The organism is Azospirillum melinis (assembly GCF_013340935.1).
GTDB classification, from domain to species: Bacteria; Pseudomonadota; Alphaproteobacteria; order Azospirillales; family Azospirillaceae; genus Azospirillum; species Azospirillum melinis.
This window is the reverse complement of record NZ_WHOS01000015.1, coordinates 67,224-84,146: the sequence shown is the minus strand read 5'-3', so window position 1 is coordinate 84,146 and position 16,923 is coordinate 67,224. Positions and strand designations below refer to the sequence as shown.

At 67.2% G+C, this 16,923-nt stretch carries 17 protein-coding genes; 8 read left to right on the top strand and 9 right to left on the bottom strand.

What is annotated here, in order from left to right:
• Window positions 1-89: 89 nt before the first annotated feature.
• From GBZ48_RS13865 to nifW, 6 genes are all read left to right on the top strand, one after another.
• Window positions 90-485: a HesB/IscA family protein gene (locus tag GBZ48_RS13865; RefSeq protein ID WP_174471578.1), complete on the top strand. Its 396-nt coding sequence runs from the start codon at window positions 90-92 to the stop codon at window positions 483-485.
• A gap of 57 nt (window positions 486-542) precedes the next feature.
• Window positions 543-1,466, top strand: coding sequence for a Fe-S cluster assembly protein NifU (gene nifU, locus GBZ48_RS13860; RefSeq protein ID WP_174471577.1), 924 nt, complete (start codon window positions 543-545; stop codon window positions 1,464-1,466).
• A gap of 15 nt (window positions 1,467-1,481) precedes the next feature.
• Entirely contained in the window at window positions 1,482-2,711 is a 1,230-nt protein-coding gene (nifS, locus tag GBZ48_RS13855) for a cysteine desulfurase NifS (RefSeq protein WP_174471576.1), read from the top strand.
• A 148-nt stretch (window positions 2,712-2,859) separates the two neighbouring features.
• Window positions 2,860-3,981 carry a homocitrate synthase gene (gene nifV / locus GBZ48_RS13850; RefSeq protein WP_174471575.1) on the top strand — a complete coding sequence of 374 codons (1,122 nt, stop codon included), beginning with the start codon at window positions 2,860-2,862 and terminating at the stop codon, window positions 3,979-3,981.
• A complete protein-coding gene (gene cysE / locus GBZ48_RS13845; RefSeq protein WP_174471574.1) occupies window positions 3,978-4,859 on the top strand; it encodes a serine O-acetyltransferase in 882 nt (293 codons plus the stop codon). The genes nifV and cysE overlap by 4 nt, the downstream gene beginning before the upstream one ends.
• 13 nt (window positions 4,860-4,872) lie before the next feature.
• The gene (gene nifW, locus GBZ48_RS13840; protein WP_174471573.1) at window positions 4,873-5,208 is read left to right on the top strand and encodes a nitrogenase-stabilizing/protective protein NifW; all 336 of its coding nucleotides are present in this window, start codon (window positions 4,873-4,875) and stop codon (window positions 5,206-5,208) included.
• A gap of 56 nt (window positions 5,209-5,264) precedes the next feature.
• Here the strand turns inward: nifW and GBZ48_RS13835 are convergent, their stop codons facing one another.
• The gene (locus GBZ48_RS13835; RefSeq protein ID WP_174471572.1) at window positions 5,265-5,567 is read right to left on the bottom strand and encodes a hypothetical protein; all 303 of its coding nucleotides are present in this window, start codon (window positions 5,565-5,567) and stop codon (window positions 5,265-5,267) included.
• Between the two features lie 288 nt (window positions 5,568-5,855).
• Here GBZ48_RS13835 and GBZ48_RS13830 point away from each other — a divergent pair, with 288 nt between their 5' ends.
• A complete protein-coding gene (locus GBZ48_RS13830; protein WP_174471571.1) occupies window positions 5,856-6,263 on the top strand; it encodes a response regulator in 408 nt (135 codons plus the stop codon).
• Between the two features lie 100 nt (window positions 6,264-6,363).
• Here GBZ48_RS13830 and GBZ48_RS13825 read toward each other — a convergent pair whose 3' ends face one another.
• The 5 genes from GBZ48_RS13825 to GBZ48_RS13805 form a co-directional block, all read right to left on the bottom strand.
• The gene (locus GBZ48_RS13825) at window positions 6,364-6,657 is read right to left on the bottom strand and encodes a ferredoxin family protein (RefSeq protein ID WP_109452087.1); all 294 of its coding nucleotides are present in this window, start codon (window positions 6,655-6,657) and stop codon (window positions 6,364-6,366) included.
• Window positions 6,654-7,955 (bottom strand): FAD-dependent monooxygenase, encoded by a 1,302-nt coding sequence (locus GBZ48_RS13820; protein ID WP_174471570.1) that lies wholly within the window; start codon window positions 7,953-7,955, stop codon window positions 6,654-6,656. The genes GBZ48_RS13825 and GBZ48_RS13820 overlap by 4 nt, the downstream gene beginning before the upstream one ends.
• A gap of 28 nt (window positions 7,956-7,983) precedes the next feature.
• Window positions 7,984-9,063: an electron transfer flavoprotein subunit alpha/FixB family protein gene (locus GBZ48_RS13815; protein WP_174471569.1), complete on the bottom strand. Its 1,080-nt coding sequence runs from the start codon at window positions 9,061-9,063 to the stop codon at window positions 7,984-7,986.
• Window positions 9,064-9,088: 25 nt separating this feature from the next.
• The gene (locus GBZ48_RS13810; RefSeq protein ID WP_174471568.1) at window positions 9,089-9,940 is read right to left on the bottom strand and encodes an electron transfer flavoprotein subunit beta/FixA family protein; all 852 of its coding nucleotides are present in this window, start codon (window positions 9,938-9,940) and stop codon (window positions 9,089-9,091) included.
• Window positions 9,941-10,166: 226 nt separating this feature from the next.
• Window positions 10,167-13,253 (bottom strand): hybrid sensor histidine kinase/response regulator, encoded by a 3,087-nt coding sequence (locus GBZ48_RS13805; RefSeq protein WP_174471567.1) that lies wholly within the window; start codon window positions 13,251-13,253, stop codon window positions 10,167-10,169.
• A gap of 188 nt (window positions 13,254-13,441) precedes the next feature.
• On the opposite strand from GBZ48_RS13805, the gene GBZ48_RS13800 reads away from it, so the two are divergent.
• Window positions 13,442-14,287, top strand: a complete 846-nt coding sequence (locus GBZ48_RS13800) for a BglII/BstYI family type II restriction endonuclease (protein ID WP_174471566.1) — start codon at window positions 13,442-13,444, stop codon at window positions 14,285-14,287.
• Window positions 14,288-14,327: 40 nt separating this feature from the next.
• Here GBZ48_RS13800 and GBZ48_RS13795 read toward each other — a convergent pair whose 3' ends face one another.
• Genes GBZ48_RS13795 through lpxK form a run of 3 tightly spaced genes read right to left on the bottom strand, consistent with a single transcriptional unit; the run spans window position 14,328 to window position 16,923 of the window.
• Window positions 14,328-14,990, bottom strand: a complete 663-nt coding sequence (locus GBZ48_RS13795; RefSeq protein WP_174471565.1) for a LysE family translocator — start codon at window positions 14,988-14,990, stop codon at window positions 14,328-14,330.
• Window positions 14,991-15,044: 54 nt separating this feature from the next.
• Window positions 15,045-15,941: an LpxL/LpxP family acyltransferase gene (locus GBZ48_RS13790; protein WP_174471564.1), complete on the bottom strand. Its 897-nt coding sequence runs from the start codon at window positions 15,939-15,941 to the stop codon at window positions 15,045-15,047.
• A complete protein-coding gene (gene lpxK / locus GBZ48_RS13785; protein WP_174471563.1) occupies window positions 15,925-16,923 on the bottom strand; it encodes a tetraacyldisaccharide 4'-kinase in 999 nt (332 codons plus the stop codon). Before lpxK ends, GBZ48_RS13790 begins: the two co-directional genes overlap by 17 nt.

Genomic DNA, 16,923 nt, shown 5'->3' with positions numbered 1-16,923 from the left:
TCAATGACTTGATGGATTGGCACACCGCTTGCTTTTAACCTCGTCAGATTGGCCGGCACCCCCGGCAACGCGGCTTGAGGAGGCGGGACATGGTGACTCTGACGGATGCGGCGGTCTCCACCCTGGAACGGGTCCTGGCGAAGTCCGGCGGTGCAGCCGCCGGCTTGCGGATCGCGGTGACCGACGGCGGCTGCGCCGGCCTGAAATACCAGATGGGGCTGGAAGCGGCGGCCGGCGACGACGACACGGTGCTCAGCTTCGGCCCCGTCACCATCTTCGTCGACGCCAACAGCCAGCCCTTCCTCAGCGGCGTGGTGGTCGATTTCGTCGAGGGCATCGAAGGCTCGGGCTTCAAGTTCGACAACCCGAACGCGACGAGCAGCTGCGGCTGCGGCAAGTCCTTCTCGGCTGGCGACGGCGGCGGGGGCTCCTGCTCGACGTCGTCTTCGAGCTGCGGATCGTCAGCCCCCTACTCGACCCACTGATTCCGCTTTCAGACAGCTCTTCCCCTAGGCGCGCCCCCACGGAAAGGCAGCAGCGACATGTGGAACTACACCGACAAGGTCAAGGAACACTTCTTCAACCCGAAGAATTCCGGTGTCCTGGAAACCGCCAACGCGGTGGGCGAGGTCGGCTCCATCACCTGCGGCGACGCGCTGCGTCTGATGCTGAAGGTCGATCCCGACACCCAGATCATCAAGGACGCCAAGTTCCAGACCTTCGGCTGCGGCTCGGCCATTGCCTCCTCCTCGGCGCTGACCGAGATGATCATCGGCAAGACGGTGGACGAGGCACTGGTCCTGACCAACCGCGACATCGCCGAATATCTCGGCGGCCTGCCGCCGGAGAAGATGCACTGCTCGGTCATGGGTGCGGAGGCCCTGCGTGCCGCCATCGCCAACTACAAGGGCGAGGAGTGGGTCGACGACCACGAGGAAGGCGAGCTGATCTGCAAGTGCTTCGGGGTCGACGCCGCGATGATCGAGCGCGCGGTGACCGTCAACGGCCTGACCTCGCTGGAGGAGGTCACCCACTACACCAAGGCCGGCGGCTCCTGCCAGACCTGCCACGAGAAGATCGAAGAGGTGCTGGAAGCGGTGATGGCCAAGACCGGCGCGCTGAAACCCGCCGCGAAGCACACCCCCGGCACCGTCGGCCTCGACGCCATCAAGCCGCTGCCGGCCAAGCCGGAACCGGCCGCCGCACCCAAGCTGACCAACGTGCAGCGGATGCAGGCGATCATGGGCGCGATCGAGGAGATGCGCCCGCAAATCCAGCGCGACGGCGGCGACGTGGAACTGGTCGACATCGACGGCAAGGACATCTACGTCCGGCTGACCGGCGCCTGCTCCGGCTGTTCGCAGTCGGCCGGCACCATGATGGGCGTGCAGATGAAGCTGGTCGAGGCGCTCGGCGAGTTCGTCCGCGTCAAGCCGGCGTCCCTCATGCCGGCCCATGCGGGCTAAGGGGAGGAACCGGCGATGACGATCCCGAACACGACCATTCCGAACCAGGGCGTCTATCTCGACAACAACGCCACCACCCGCGTCGACCCCGACGTGCTGGCGGAAATGCTGCCGCTCTTCACCGAGCATTTCGGCAACCCGTCTTCGATGCACGCCTTCGGCGCCGCGGTCGGCGGCAAGATCGAGTGGGCGCGCAAGCAGGTCCAGGCCCTGCTGGGTGCTGCGCATGACAGCGAGATCATCTTCACCTCGGGCGGCACGGAAAGCGACAACACCGCGATCCTGTCGATCATCGAGGCCTATCCGAAGAAGCGCGAGATCGTCACCAGCGTGGTCGAGCACCCCGCCGTGCTGGCGCTCTGCGACTATCTGGAGAAGAAGCGCGACTATAAGATCCACCGCATCCCGGTGGACAACAAGGGCAACCTCGACATCGACGCCTACCGGGCGGCGCTGTCGGATCAGGTCGCCATCGTGTCGATCATGTGGGCCAACAACGAGACCGGGACGATCTTCCCGATCGAGGAGCTGGCGCAAATGGCCAAGGCGGTCGGCGCCGTCTTCCACACCGACGCCGTCCAGGCGGTCGGCAAGATCCCGATGAAGCTCGCCGACAGCGCTGTCGACATGCTGTCGCTGTCCGGCCACAAGCTGCACGCCCCCAAGGGCATCGGCGCGCTGTACGTCAAGCGCGGCCTGCGCTTCCGTCCGATGCTGCGCGGCGGCCACCAGGAACGCTCGCGCCGCGCCGGCACCGAGAACGCGCCGGCCATCGTCGGCCTGGGCGCCGCCGCCCACCTCGCCCTCACCCACATGGGCGAGGAGAACACGCGGGTGAAGGCGCAGCGCGACCGGCTGGAACAGGCGATCCTGGCCGCCGTGCCGGCCTGCTTCGTCACCGGCAACCCGGACCACCGGCTGCCCAACACCTGCAACATCGCCTTCGAGTTCATCGAGGGCGAGGCCATCCTGCTGCTGCTGAACGAGCAGGGCATCGCTGCATCCTCCGGATCGGCCTGCACCTCCGGGTCACTGGAGCCGAGCCACGTGATGCGTGCCATGGGCGTGCCCTACACGGCGGCGCACGGCGCCACCCGCTTCTCGCTGTCACGCGACACCACCGACGCCGAGATCGACCACGTCATCGCCGTGGTGCCGGGCATCATCGCCAAGCTGCGCAGCCTGTCGCCCTATTGGGAGCAGGGGGCGGCCAAGCCCAAGGAATTCGCGCCCGTCTATTCGTGACAGTTCTATTCGAAACACCGGAATCGCAGGCCGGGTCGGGGGTCCGTCCCGGCACCCCGCCCGACGACACCCCGTCGGGGCGGGTCCCCGGCCCGGTCTGCGACATTTTTCAAAGGGGACAGGTCTTCCCCGCGCGCGAGGTGCCCCCATGCCCACCACCTTCGCCACAATCAACGACACCACGCTGCGCGACGGCGAGCAGACCGCCGGCGTCGCCTTCACGCTCGACGAGAAGATCGCCATCGCCAAGGCGCTCGACGCCGCCGGCGTGCCGGAGCAGGAAATCGGCATCCCCGCCATGGGCGAGGAGGAGCGCGAGGGCATCCGCGCCGTGGCGTCGCTGGGGCTGAAGGGTCGGCTGATGGTGTGGTGCCGGATGCACGACGCCGACCTCAAGGCGGCGCTGTCCTGCAATGTCGGCTTCGTCAACCTGTCGATGCCGGTGTCGGACATCCACATCACCAGGAAGCTGAAACGCAGCCGTAGCTGGGCACTGGCCGAAATCGAGCGCCAGGTTCGCCAAGCGCGCGACCATGGGCTGGAGGTCAGCGTCGGCGGCGAGGATTCGTCGCGCGCCGACATGGATTTCCTGATTGCCGCCGCCACGGTGGCGCAGGAAGCCGGAGCCCGCCGCTTCCGGTTCGCCGACACGCTGGGCGTGCTCGACCCCTTCCAGACGCGCGCCTGCATCGAGCGGCTGCGCCGGGCCACCGATCTCGAGATCGAGATCCATGCCCATGACGATCTGGGCCTCGCCAACGCCAACTCGCTGGCCGCGGTGCTGGGCGGCGCCACCCATGTCAACACCACGGTGAACGGCCTGGGCGAGCGCGCCGGCAACGCCCCGCTGGAAGAGGTGGTGGTGTCGCTGAAGCACCTCTACCACATCGACACCGGCGTCGAGACGCGGTCGCTCGGCACCATCAGCGATCTGGTGGAACGGGCCTCCAACCGGCCGGTGGCGGTCAACAAGTCGATCGTCGGCGCCGCCGTCTTCACCCACGAGGCCGGCATCCATGTCGACGGGCTGCTGCGCGACCGCACCACCTACCAGAATTTCGACCCGGCCGAGGTCGGGCGCGAACACCGCATCGTGCTGGGCAAGCATTCCGGCACCGCGGCGGTGAAGCTGGCCTATGAGCGGCTCGGCATCGCCTGCGACGACGCCACCGCGCAGGCGGTGCTGCCGCGCGTCCGCGCGCTGGCCTCCCGCGCCAAGCGGCCGCCGACGGCCGAGGAACTGCACGCCTTTCTGGAGGCGGCGACATGAACAAATCCGAGTCCGGGATATCCGAATCCAGGCAATCCGAGTCCGGGGCCGGCATCGTCGCCCTGCTGCGCGAGGACGTCGCCTGCGTGTTCGACCGCGATCCGGCGGCGCGCAACGTCCTCGACGTGCTGACCTGCTATCCCGGCATCCATGCGCTGGTGATCCACCGCTTCGCCAACGCGGCATGGCGGCGGGGGCTGCGCTGGCCGGCGCGTTTCCTGTCCTATGTCGCCCGCGCGGTGACCAACATCGACATCCATCCCGGCGCCCGCATCGGCCGGCGCTTCTTCATCGACCATGGCGCCGGCGTGGTGATCGGCGAGACGGCGGAGATCGGCGACGACGTGACGCTCTATCACGGCGTGACGCTGGGCGGCACGTCCTGGACCAAGGGCAAGCGGCACCCGACGCTGATGGACGGCGTGCTGGTCGGCGCCGGCGCCAAGATCCTGGGACCGATCACCGTCGGCACCGGCGCGCGGGTCGGCGCCAATTCGGTGGTGACCAAGCCGGTGCCGCCGGGCATGACCGTGGTCGGCATCCCCGGCCGGGTGGTGCGGCCGGAAGCGTATAGCAAGCTGTCCGATCCCCATCTTTCCAATCACGGCATCGATCTGGAACATCACCTGATGCCCGATCCGGTCGGCAAGGCCATTGCCTGCCTGATCGACCACATAAACCGCATCGAAGCCCGGCTCGAGGCCCACACCGCAGCGGAAACGTCACAGTTTCCTGCTAAAAGCATCCGCCTGCCGGAATTTCGCCTGAACGACATACACAGCGATATACGTTTGGACGGTGTGGCCTGCAGCTCCTGCGGCAACATTTGCGACCAGGAGGGGTGCACCCCCTCGCCTTCCACCCAGCAGCACGCGTGAGGAGCCTTCGACGATGAGCGATTTCACCGACGACCTCGACGATCTGGAAACCGCGGAAGACTTCCTGCGCTTCTTCCACGTCACCTACGACCAGCGTGTTGTGAACGTGAACCGCCTGCACATCCTGCAGCGCTTCCACGATTACCTGTCCGACGACATCGGCATGGAAGGTCTGGACGACGAAGGCACGGCGGCGCGCTACCGTTTCCATCTGGAACGCGCGTACCAGGACTTCGTCGTCTCCAACGCCATCGCGGAGAAGACCTTCAAGGTCCACAAGGAGGAAGCGCGCAAGATGGCCGACCGCTTCGTCCCGCTGGACAGCCTGCTGGGCTCGCCGGTCGGCTGACAGCCGGCGCCATCTGAGCGAACGAGTGGGGCGCGCCTGGCGCGCCCCCTTTGTTGTCAGTGGATTTTGCTCTCGTTCGGGCTGCCGTCTCGCCGGTAGACATGGACGTGGTAGGCCGCCATCGGATTTTCGTCGAGATAGCGGAGCAGTTCCTGCTCCGTCCGCGGCGTGGCGTCGCGGATCAGCACCTGCCAGGCGGGCTCCATCGTCGCGCGCATAGTCTCGCTGTGCGGCAGCATGATGAAACCGGCCCATTCCGGGTCGAAATCGGCCAGATAGCTCTTGGTGTAGTGCTTCATCATCGCCGCGTCGTTGACGTTGACGCTTTCCATGTTCTCGAAACAGACACGCAGATCCATCGCCGGTCTCCTCATGCAAAAAGGCCGCAAACCCGCCGATAGCCCCCGCCCACAGCCTGCAAGTGACGGGTGCAGGTCCGCGATGCTCGCTCGTGAAAACAGCCGTAACAGTGAGATGGTACGCCGCAGGTGTGAAAAACAAGGGTTCGCCGACAGCCCAGGCGACGCTTTTCCACCGTCACCCATGCAAGGGACGCAGGCTGCACCATTGGTCATAATCCCGCGTTTTCAGGTTCGCCGATTGCACGACTCCTGTAAAATCGCTGTGACACTCCTCGCACGATCAAGATGACCGACCCTTCGCCTGCCCCCGACACTCCCATCCGCATCCTTATCGTCGAAGACGAGAGCCTCGCCGCCATGGCTTTGGAGGAGGTTCTGGGCATGCTCGGATTCGCCGTCGTCGGGATCGAGGACAATGCGGACGATGCGGTCGCGGCGGCGGAGCGGCTGCGTCCGGACATCGTGATGATGGACATCCGCCTGCTGGGGCCGCGCGACGGGATCGAGGCCGCGGTGGCGATCCGCAAGCGGACCGGCATCCGCTGTATCTTCACCTCCGCCTTCGGCGATCCCGAAACCCGCCACCGCGCCGCCGAATGCGATCCCTTCGGCTTCGTCCGCAAACCCTACTTCCCGGCTGAACTGCAACGGGCGCTGAGTCAGGCGACGGAGACGTTGCGGGGACGGGTTTAGAAAAGCGTTGTCGTAAGCCTTCTTCCCAAACACAAATCGGCCCCCGCGCGTCGCCGCGCGGAGGCCGACCGGTTCCGGGGAAAGACAACGAAAGACCGGATCAGCCGAACTTGTAGCTGATGCCGTAGCCGCCACGCGGATAATCCCAGGCGATGTTGCCCTTGTCCTGGCAGACGACGCGGCAGGTGCCGCATTCCAGGCAGCCGTCAGTCACCAGCGTCACGCCGCCGGTCTCGTTCTTGCTGTAGCAGGCGGCCGGGCAGCAGAAGGTGCAAGCCTGCTTCTCGCAGGTCTGGCAGGCCTCCACGCTCTTGATCTGGATGTGCGGCCGACTTTCATCGACGATGTAGCGGTTCTGATAGAGCTTCTCTTCGACCTTCACCATCATGGTCATCGCACGGCCCTCACCAGCTTGATTGCATCACCGACAAGTCCCATCACCGAGCGACGCTTGATGAAGGACTTCATGATCTGCTTTTCCTTCGTCTTCTTATCGATGCTGTCCACAGTGAACCAGTTGTGGGCAGCAGCGGTGATTTCGTCGGGATAAGCGCCGAAGAACTGCTTATTGCCATGCATGATGCCGGGCAGCTCGCGGTACTTCTTCAGATCCTTCATGATGAAGCTGTCATCCAGCTTCTTCTTGTAGGCCGCCAGGTTCGACGCGGTGAAGCCCTTGCCGGCGGCCTTCAGTTCGATCACCGTCTCCGCCGCCATGCGGCCCGACGCCATGGCGAGGTTGGAGCCCTCGCGGTGGGCGGCGTTGTTGAAGTGGGCGGCGTCGCCGACCACCATCCAGCCGTCGCCATAGAGCTGCGGAACCGCCTTGTAGCCGCCTTCCGGGATCATATGGGCGGCGTATTCCTTCATCTCCGCCCCTTCGATCAGCGGCTTGATGACGGGGTGGTTCTTCAGATCCTCCAGCATCCGGTAGGGCGGGCAGTCGCCGTTCTTGAAGTCGGAAATCAGGCAGCCAATGCCGATCGTCAGCGATTCCTTGTTGGTGTAGAGGAAGGCGGTGCCGACCATCCCCTTGGTCACCTTGCCCATGATCTCGATGACGACGCCTTCGTCCTCCTTGATGCCGAAGCGCTGCTGGATCAGTTCCGGATCGATGAAGAGGATTTCCTTGACCGCCAGCGCCACATTCTCCGGCGCGGCCTCGTCCTGCAACCCGGCGCGCTTGGCGAGCAGGGCGTTGACGCCGTCGGCCATGATGACGACATCCGCCAGGATCTCGCCGCCCTCGCGGTCGGTGCGCACGCCGATGACCTTGCCCGACGCATCGCGGATCAGCTCGGTCACCGTCGTCTCGCAGATCTGGAGACCGCCGACCTTGCGGATCTGCTCGCCCCACCATTTGTCGATGTTGGCGCGGATGATGGTGTAGCGGTTCGGCTTGTCGCTGTTGAAGGCTTCCGAGCGGTAGTTGGTGCCGACGTAATTGTCGTCGCCCAACAGCCAGACGCGCTGTTCGATGATGTGGCGCTCGGTCGGGCAATCGTCCCGGAAGTCCGGGATGATCTTCTCCAACTCATGGGCGTACATGATGCCGCCCTGGACGTTCTTGGCGCCGGGATATTCGCCGCGCTCGAGCTGGAGCACCTTCAGCCCCTGCTTGGCCAGCGTGTAGGTCGCGGCGTTGCCGGACGGGCCGGCACCGATGACGATGGCGTCGAACTTTTCGACCATGTCGACAGGCTCCTTTCTCGTCCGGCGGTCAGCCGGCCATGCGGTTGACGGAGAGGCGGCGGCCGAAGGCGTCGGTCAGCGCCGGCAGGATCTTCAGCGCATCGCCGACCAGACCCAGATGGGCGAAGTCGAAGATCGTCGCGTTCGGATCGGTGTTGATCGCCAGGATCAGGTCCGATTTCTCCATGCCGACCCGATGCTGGATGGCGCCGGAGATGCCTGCGGCGATGTATAGCTTCGGACGCACCGTCTTGCCGGTCTGCCCGACCTGACGGTCGTTGGTTGCCCAACCGGCCTGGACCAGCGGGCGGGTCACCCCGACCTCGGCGCCCAGCACCTTGGCGAGGTCGAAGACCAGCTTCATGTTCTCGACCTTGCCCAGCCCCTTGCCGGCCGACACGATGATGTCGGCGAAGGCCAGCTGCGCCTCGTTCTGCTCGCGGTCGGCGATGAAGTTCAGAACCTTGGTGACGATGTCCTCTTCGCGGAGATCTGGTTGGATCTCGATGACGCGGCCGGTGCGGGCGTCGTCGCGCTCCGGCATCGCCATCACGCGCGGGCGCACCGTCGCCATCTGCGGCCGGTAGGCCAGCGTCTGGATGGTGCAGAGCAGCGTGCCGCCGAAGGTCGGCCGGGTGGCGGCCAGCGAACGGTTGTCGGCGTAGATGTCCAGCTCGGTGCAGTCGGCGGTCAGTCCCGTCGCCAGCGTGGTGGCGATGGCGCCGGCCAGATCGCGGCCCAGCGTGGTGGCGCCCAGCAGCACGATCTCCGGCTTGTGGGTGTTCACCACGTCGGTCATGACGCGGCAATAGGGGTCGGTGCGGTAGTCGGCCAGCGCCGGATCGGTAACCTTGTAGACGATGTCGGCGCCATAGCCGATGGCGTCGCCGCAGATGCGGTTCAGGTCGGGGCTTTCGGCACCCAGGACCACGGCACCGACCTCCACCCCCAGCTTGTCGGCCAGCTTGCGGGCTTCGCCCAGCAGCTCCAGCGACACGGAGTGGACGATGCCGCGTTCCTGCTCCACGATCACCCAGACGTTCTTGTAAATTTTCAGGTGTTCGGGAAGCTGGAACTTGCGGCCCTGGGGCTTGCTCGGTTCGCTCATCGTCGGGTCTCCCGCGGATTGATCGTCAGAGCCCGGCCGCGGCGCGGGCGAGCAGGTCGCCGGCCAGCTTGGGCTGGGCGGCGAAGATGGCGTCGATGGCGGCGGCGGCCATCGCTTCGGAGGTGTCGGCATCGGCGACGATCATCTTCGCCTTTTCCGCCCGCGGCTTCGGCACGAACACCTTCGACACCACGGTCGGCGAACCCTTCAGGCCGACGCGGCCCTCCTCGGCGCCGGTGAAGTCGCGGCTCCAAGTCTTCAGCTCGTAGCGGGCGGCGCGGAACAGATCGTCCATCTTGCCGAAGCGGATGGTGTTGGTGCCTTCCAGCATGGTGATCATGCAGGGAAGCTTCGTCTTCAGCACCTGCACGCCGCCTTCGGACCGGCGCTGCACCACGATCTCCTTTGAGGCGGTGTTGAGATCCTCGATCTTGGTGATGTAGGTCAGCTGCTCGAAGCCAAGGCGGGTGGCGATGCCGGGGCCGACCTGCGCGGTGTCGCCGTCTACCGTCTGCTTGCCGCAGAAGACGATGTCGACCGGATCCTCCTCCGCCAGCTTCTGGATGGCGGAGGTCAGGGCGTAGGAGGTCGCCAGCGTGTCGGAACCGGCGAACTTGCGGTCGGTCAGCAGCACCGCATCGTCGGCTCCCAGCGAGAGCGCCTTGCGCAGCGAAGTCTCCGCCATCGGCGGCCCCATGGTCAGCACGGTGACGCGGGCGCCCACCTTGTCCTTCAGCCGCAGCGCCTCCTCCAGCGAGAACAGGTCGAAAGGGTTGATGATGGCGGGCACGCCCTGCCGCATGATGGTGTTGGTGACGGGATGGATGCGGATCTGGGCGCTGTCGGGCACCTGTTTGATACAGACGACGATGTGCATCCCGTTCTCCTTGGCTTCCGCTCTCGCTGTGACGCGCATGTGGGTTTGGGGCCGGCACCGGGCCGGGATACCCCCCAGACAGCAAGCAGCGTGCCAGCCGGCGGAGACCGGCCAAGTCACGAAAAACACTGAAGATTTTCAAAAGTCGGAAAGCGCCCTCCCCGTGTCGCAAAGGCGACAAGGGGACGCTCATGTCGGTTTCGCTACAGCCTCGGCAGGTGCGAAATCAGACCGTCTCGATATGGGCGACGACCCGGTCCAGTTCCACGCCAACGCGGGCGACCATATCGGCGATGCCCTCCAGCCGGTGGTCGATCACCGCCAGTTCCACCGCATCGGCGGCGGCGGCGAGGTCGCGGGCGCCGACAGTGCGCGAGGAACCCGCCAGCTTGTGGGCGGCCTGCCGCACCTCGTCCCAGATCTCGCCGGCCAGCGCGTCGACCAGCCAATGGTGCGATGCGCTGTTGGAGGTCACGAACTCGCCAAGCAGATGCCGGACGAACTCGCTGTCGCCGTCGAACAGCGCTGTCAGCGCCTCGAGGTCGAGCGGCGGCAGGTCGGCGGGGGCGGGGGCGGCCCGGGGTGACAGCTCAGGTGTTGGTTGCTGCAACCCAGCGGTCACCGATTCAGTATTTTGAGACCGATCGTCCAATTCCTCTCCCTCCCCGCTTTCACCGTCCGGCGGGGGCAGGAAACGGTCCACCACCCGACGCAGGTCGGCAAGGCTGACCGGCTTCGCCAGCGTGTCGTCCATGCCCGCGAGAAGGCAAAGCTGGGCCTCGTTCTCCGTCGCGTTGGCGGTGATGGCGACGATGGGCAGGCGAGCGCCGCTTTCCCCCTCTGCGGCGCGGATGCTGCGGGCCAGTTCCATGCCGTCCATCTCCGGCATCTGGCAGTCGGTCAGCAGCAGGCCATGGCCGCCGGCCCGCCACAGGGCCAGTGCCTGGGCTCCGTCCTCCGCCGTCTCCATCACATGGCCGAGCAGGGTCAGCTGGCGCTGGATGACCTGACGATTGGTCGGATGGTCTTCCGCCACCAGGATCAGCCGGTCCCGTGCCCGCGCCTCCTCCACCGTGGGCAGGCGGCGGTGGCCGGCGGCCGGAGCGGCAGGCTCCGGGGCGGGTTGCCGGTCGGCGCGCCCGCCCTCCCCCGCCGCCATCCGGCCGGCGGCAGCCAGGACGGCGCGGACCAGCCCGACCCGCCGCACCGGCCGGCCGAGCACCACGGTGCCGGCACCGGAGGTACCCAGCTCCGCCGCATCGCCGGAACTCAGCGCGTCGCCGCCGATCACCACGCGCCCGCGCACCCGGCCGCGCGGGTCGCGGTCCAGCGCTGCGGTGTCGCTGCCGAGCGTCGAGACCAGCACATCGCAGGCGGCGGTCGGCAGCAGGGTGCGCAAGGCGGCGCCGGCATCGGCCGCCTCCACCACCTGCGCGCCGTCGGCATTCAGGTAGCGGGCGAGAAAGCCGCGCTCCTGCGCATCCGCCGCCAGGAGCAGGACGGTCACCCCCTGAAGCGGCGCCCGCTGCACCATGGCCTGCTCGTCCATCGCAACCAGATCGGCGGCGAAGGTGAACCAGAAGGTGGAACCGACATTGACCTCGCTGTTGACGCCGATGTCGCCACCCATCAGCTCGGCCAGACGCCGGCAGATCGACAACCCCAGCCCGGTGCCACCGAAGCGGCGGGTGGTCGATGCCTCCGCCTGGGTGAAGGGGCGGAACAGGCGGGTCTGGTTCTCCCTGGAGATGCCGATGCCGGTGTCGGTCACCGCGACGCGGATGATGACGCGGTCGCCATCGAAATGCGCCAGTTCCACCCGCACGGTGACCGAGCCGGACTGGGTGAACTTCACCGCATTGCCGGCGATGTTGAACAGCACCTGCCGGATGCGGACCGGATCGCCGACGACCTCCGCCGGCAGGTCGGGGTCGATGTAGGTGACCAGCGACAGCCCCTTGGCCCTGGCACCCGGCGCCAGCGTGTCGGCCACCCCCTCCACTACATTGGCGAGCGCCACCGGCACCCGCTCCAGGTCGAGCCGGCCGGCCTCGATCTTGGAGAAGTCGAGGATGTCGTTGATGATGGTCAGCAGGGCGCCGGCCGATTCCCGCACCACGCTGACCAGTTCGCGCTGGTCGCCGGTCAGGCTGGTGTGCTCCAGCAGTTCCAGCATGCCCTGGATGCCGTTCATCGGCGTGCGGATCTCGTGACTCATGGTCGCCAGGAACAGCGACTTTGCCTGATTGGCCGCCTCCGACCGCGCCGCCTCGGCCGCCACGCGCGCCGCCACCAGATCCTGAGTGCGCTCCGCCACCTGCCGTTCCAGGCTGCGGTTCAGCTCAGTCAGTTCCTCGTACAGGTGGACATTGTCGAAACCGATGGCGACCTTGGCGCAGAACACCTCCAGCAGCCGCCGTTCGTCGGCCGTCAGGGCGCGGCCATGCCCGAGATAGACCACGGTGTCGTGCCGGCGGGTGGCGGAGCGGAAGACCAGAACGCTGTGCCCGCGCTCATAGCGGTTGCGGCCATCGGCCAGTGCCGCGGTGACCGCCTGCGCCGCGTCGGGCGGCAGCGCCAGGAACAGCGGGATGCCTTCCATCCCGACATGGCAGCCGGCACCGCCCAGCACCAGCGGCTCCGCCGGGCGCGGCCCGTCGCACAGGCGGCTGACCAGCGCCACCCCGCCCGACGTCGGTCCATTGGCGGGCGGACAGACACCGACGATCTGCGCCACGGCATGGCGGACGAACTCTGCCATCGTCCGCTTGCCCAGGAGGGTGGAGGAAGAGTCCAGGATGCGCTCCAGCCCCTCCCGGTGATCCTCGATGGCGGTGATGTCCTGATAGCCGCGCAGCGCGGCGACGACGGAGGTGAACAGCTTCTGCGCCGTCAGCTCGGTCTTCGATTTGTAGTCGTTGATGTCGTAGCTGAGGATGACGTCGCGTTCCGGCGCCTGCCCCGGCTGGCCGGTGCGCAGGATGATGCGCACACGGCGGTTGCTCAGCTCGCTGCGGATGTAGCGGACCAGCCGCAGGCCGGCATCGTCGGATTCCATCACGACGTCCAGCAGGATCACCGCGATGGCCGGGTTGTCGCGCAGAACCCCGCGCGCCTCCGCCGCGGTGGCGGCCGACAGGAACTGCGCCGGGCGTCCTTCGAAGGTGAAGCCGCGCAACACCATCTTGGTGGTGGCATGGATGGCCGGGTCATCGTCGACGATCAGGATCAGCCAGGGTTCGACCGGCTCCGCAGCCTCGGCAACCGCCTCGACGGCGGGCTCCTCCTCCGCGAACAGGAATTCGTCGCTCATCACGGTCTCCCGGCGAACTTGCCGCGCTTTTTCCACCCAGACGCGCGGCCCAAAGCGCGGGCGACCTTAGCATATGTCGGGGAATGACCGCCAGTCGGCCCCCTTCCGGCGGTCATCGGACCGAAAGGGTGGATTTGCCCCGCGGCAGCCGCCATGGTGGCGCCGTTTTCCATCGCGCATGTGCCGTCATGAACCTGCTTGCCTGCATCCACGACAAGGCCCCGCTGATCGAGGCGCGGGATCCCGATCTGGGCGACCTGTTCCCGCCCGGCTTCCTCGAGCTGTACGAGGTGCACAGCTACCGCAACGCCGCGCGCATCCTGGCCCATGCCTGCACGGCCGAGTTCCGCGAGATCACAGAACGGCTGATGGAGTTCCGCATCCGCACCGAGGACATCGTGGCATCCGGCGGCAACAAATCGCAGATCGCCAAGACGATGGAGCGGATGCTGAACCCGCTGGGCTGGAACGAGACGCGCATCCGCGGCGACCTGTTCATTACCAAGATGATCGTGACGCACGAGGAGAAGCGCCGCGTCGCCGGCAAGAACCGCGGCCAGACCGTCACCGAGCAGCGCCAGCGCGAGGAGCTGTACAAGGTCAACGGCTTCATCGACGGGCACAAGATCGACTTCGTGAAGGGGCGGGTGTCCTTCGACCTGGAATGGAACAGCAAGGACCAGACCTTTGACCGCGACCTCTACGCCGCCCGCACCTTCTACGAATGCGGCATCATCAATGCCGGCGTCCTGCTGACCCGCAGCGCCGAACTGATCCCGCTGTTCACCGAGGTGGCGCGGCGGGTCGAGATGAAGAACTTCCAGAACAAGTACGGTGCCAGCACCACCTGGATGAAGAAGCTGCTCTACCGGCTGGATGCCGGCCGCGGCGGCGGCTGCCCGGTGCTGGCGCTCGGCATCCGTCCGGCGCTGGTGTCGGATTTCGACGAATGGAAGGACAGCCATCCGGTGGTGCGGCAGGCGGCGACATTCGACGTCGACGCCGGGGCGGAGGACGAGGACGATCCGTGGTGAGGACGCAAGGGAGCCATGACAAGGGCCTTCACCGGCCTTCTCACGCGAACTTGCGGTCGGTCAGCAGCAGCCGCACCGCGAACCCCAGGAACAGCACGCCGGCGATGCCGTCCAGCGCCGTGCGGACCCGCGGGCTGGACAGGACGCGCCGCGCGGCACCGGCGCTGAGCGCGGCGATGCCGACCAGATAGAGGCCGCCCAGCACCGAGATGATGTTGCCGAGGATGAAGGTCTGCAACGCCACATGGCCCAGCTCGGGAGCGATGAACTGGGGCACGAAGGCCAGCTGGAACAGGATGATCTTCGGGTTCAGCAGATTGGTCAGCAGCGCCTGGACGAAGACGCGGCCCGTACCCGCCGGGGCCGGGGCCTCGATGGACGGAGCGGGTTCGGCACCGCGGCTGGCCCAGACGCTCCACAGCGACCGGAAGCCGATCCAGGCGAGATAGGCGCCGCCGGCATAGCGCAGCAGGTCGAACAGCGACGCCGACGCCGCGATCAGGGCGGAGATGCCGGCGGCGGCCAGCAGCGAATGGACGGTGTTGCCGACGCAGATCCCGATGGTGGCCACCACGCCCGCCTGCCGGCCATCGGCGATGCTGCGGGTCAGCACCAGAAGCGAATCCGGTCCCGGTGCCAGGACCAGCACACAGACGGCGACCATATAGAGTTGCAGCAGATGGAGGTCGAGCGGCAGGGTCATCGCGGGACGGCCTTCAAACTAGGGGCAGCGGGCTCAGGCAAGAGGCTTGGGCGCTCAGTCGGGCCAGCGGCGGTGGATCCACAGCCATTGTTCCGGCTTGTCGCGGATCCAATCCTCCAACAGGCGGTTCAGCCTTTCCATAAGAATTCGCGCATCCGCATTGCGGTCGCCGCTGGTCGGGTATTCCTCCGGCGGCAGGACGGTGACGCGGAAATTGGCGCCCTCCAGCCGCTCGGTCCGTGCCGGACACAGCGGAAGTTTCATCTTCATGCCGAGAACGGCCGCCGCCGGTGCGGTCATGGCGTCGCGGCCGAAGAAGGGCACGGGGATGCCGTCATTCATCTTCTGATCAATCAGCATGCCGACATGGCCGCCCCTGGTCAGGTGGCGCAACAGGATCTTGGCACCGTCCGGCCCCTTGGGAATCTGGGTGCCGGTCGCCGCCCCGCGCAGCTTCACCAGCAGCTCGCCGACCATCGGGTTGTTGGGCGCGCGGTAGACCAGCCCCAGTTCCAGCCCCAGCATGCGGGAGGCGACCGACTGGACCTCCCAGTTCGCCAGATGGCCGGAGACCAGGATACCGGCCTTGCCGTCCTCGCGCAGCGCATCGACATGCTCGATGCCGATCACTTCGATCCGCTCGCGGCCGATCTGCTCCAGATGCGGGTATTCGGCGATGGTGCGGCCGAGATTGTCCCACATGCCGCGCAGGATTGCCTCGATCTCCGCCCCGCCCTTCTCGGGGAAGGCACGGGTCAGGTTGCGCCGGGCACGGGCGCTGTTGGGAAGCCACGGCCCCACCGTCCGGCCGATCCAGCCGCCGAGCGCCGAAGCGCGGTCGAGCGGCAGCGCCCGGAACAGGCCGCAGACGCCATGGACCAGCAGCGCCTCCACCGGATAGCCAATGCGACGCGTCAGCCATTTCTGAAACGGGCTACGCGGCTTGGCCATCGGGGCTTCCTTTCAGCGAAACATGCGTCAGCAACGCGGCGAGCGCGCTCTCATCGGCCCAGCGCACCGACACCGGCAGGACGGCGATTTTCGCCCGCAGCTCCGGCGGCAGGCGGACGGCGTCCTTGGCGGTAGTGACGGGCAAGGCGCCCAGCGTCGCGGCGCGGTCGATCAGCGCCACCACTTCGGCCGGGCGGTAGGGATGGTGGTCGGCGAAGGGCACACGCTCCGCGATGCGGGCGCCGAGCGCCTCCAGCGTCGCGAAGAACTTCTCCGGCCGGCCGATGCCGGCGAAGGCCAGCACATCGCGGCCGGCGAGCCGGGCGGCGGCCTCCGGATCGGGTTCCAGCCGGGCCGCCAGCACCGGGCGCCCGCCGGCCAGCACGGCCAGACCGTGGCGGTCCTCGCCCAGGATCACCAGCGCATCGGCGCGGGCGAGGCCTTCGGCCACCCGTTCCCGCAGCGGCCCTGCCGGCACCAGCCGGCCGTTGCCGAAACCGACCGCGCCGTCGGCGACGATCAGCGACAGATCCTTGTGCAGCGCCGGGTTCTGGAACCCATCGTCCATGACGATTGCCTCGGCCCCGGCGGCAACCGCGCGCTCCGCCCCTGCCAGCCGGTCGCGCGCCACCCAACAGGGTGTCGCCCCGGCCAGCAGCAGCGCCTCGTCACCGACATCGGCGGCGGTATGGCAACCGGGATCGACCGCCAGCGGACCGGCCTCCCGCCCGCCATGGCCGCGGGTCAGCGCATGGACGGCGACGCCGCGGACCTGCAAGGCCGCGATCAGGGCCAACCCGACCGGCGTCTTGCCGGCGCCGCCCGCCACCAGATTGCCGACGCAGACCACCGGAACGCCGACCTTGCGCGGAACGGTCCCGGCGATGCGCCGCCGCCCGGCCAGCCCATAGAGCGCCCCCAGCGGCGCCAGCAGGGTGGAGGCGAGACCGGGCGGCCGGTACCAGAAGGCGGGGGTCTTCAC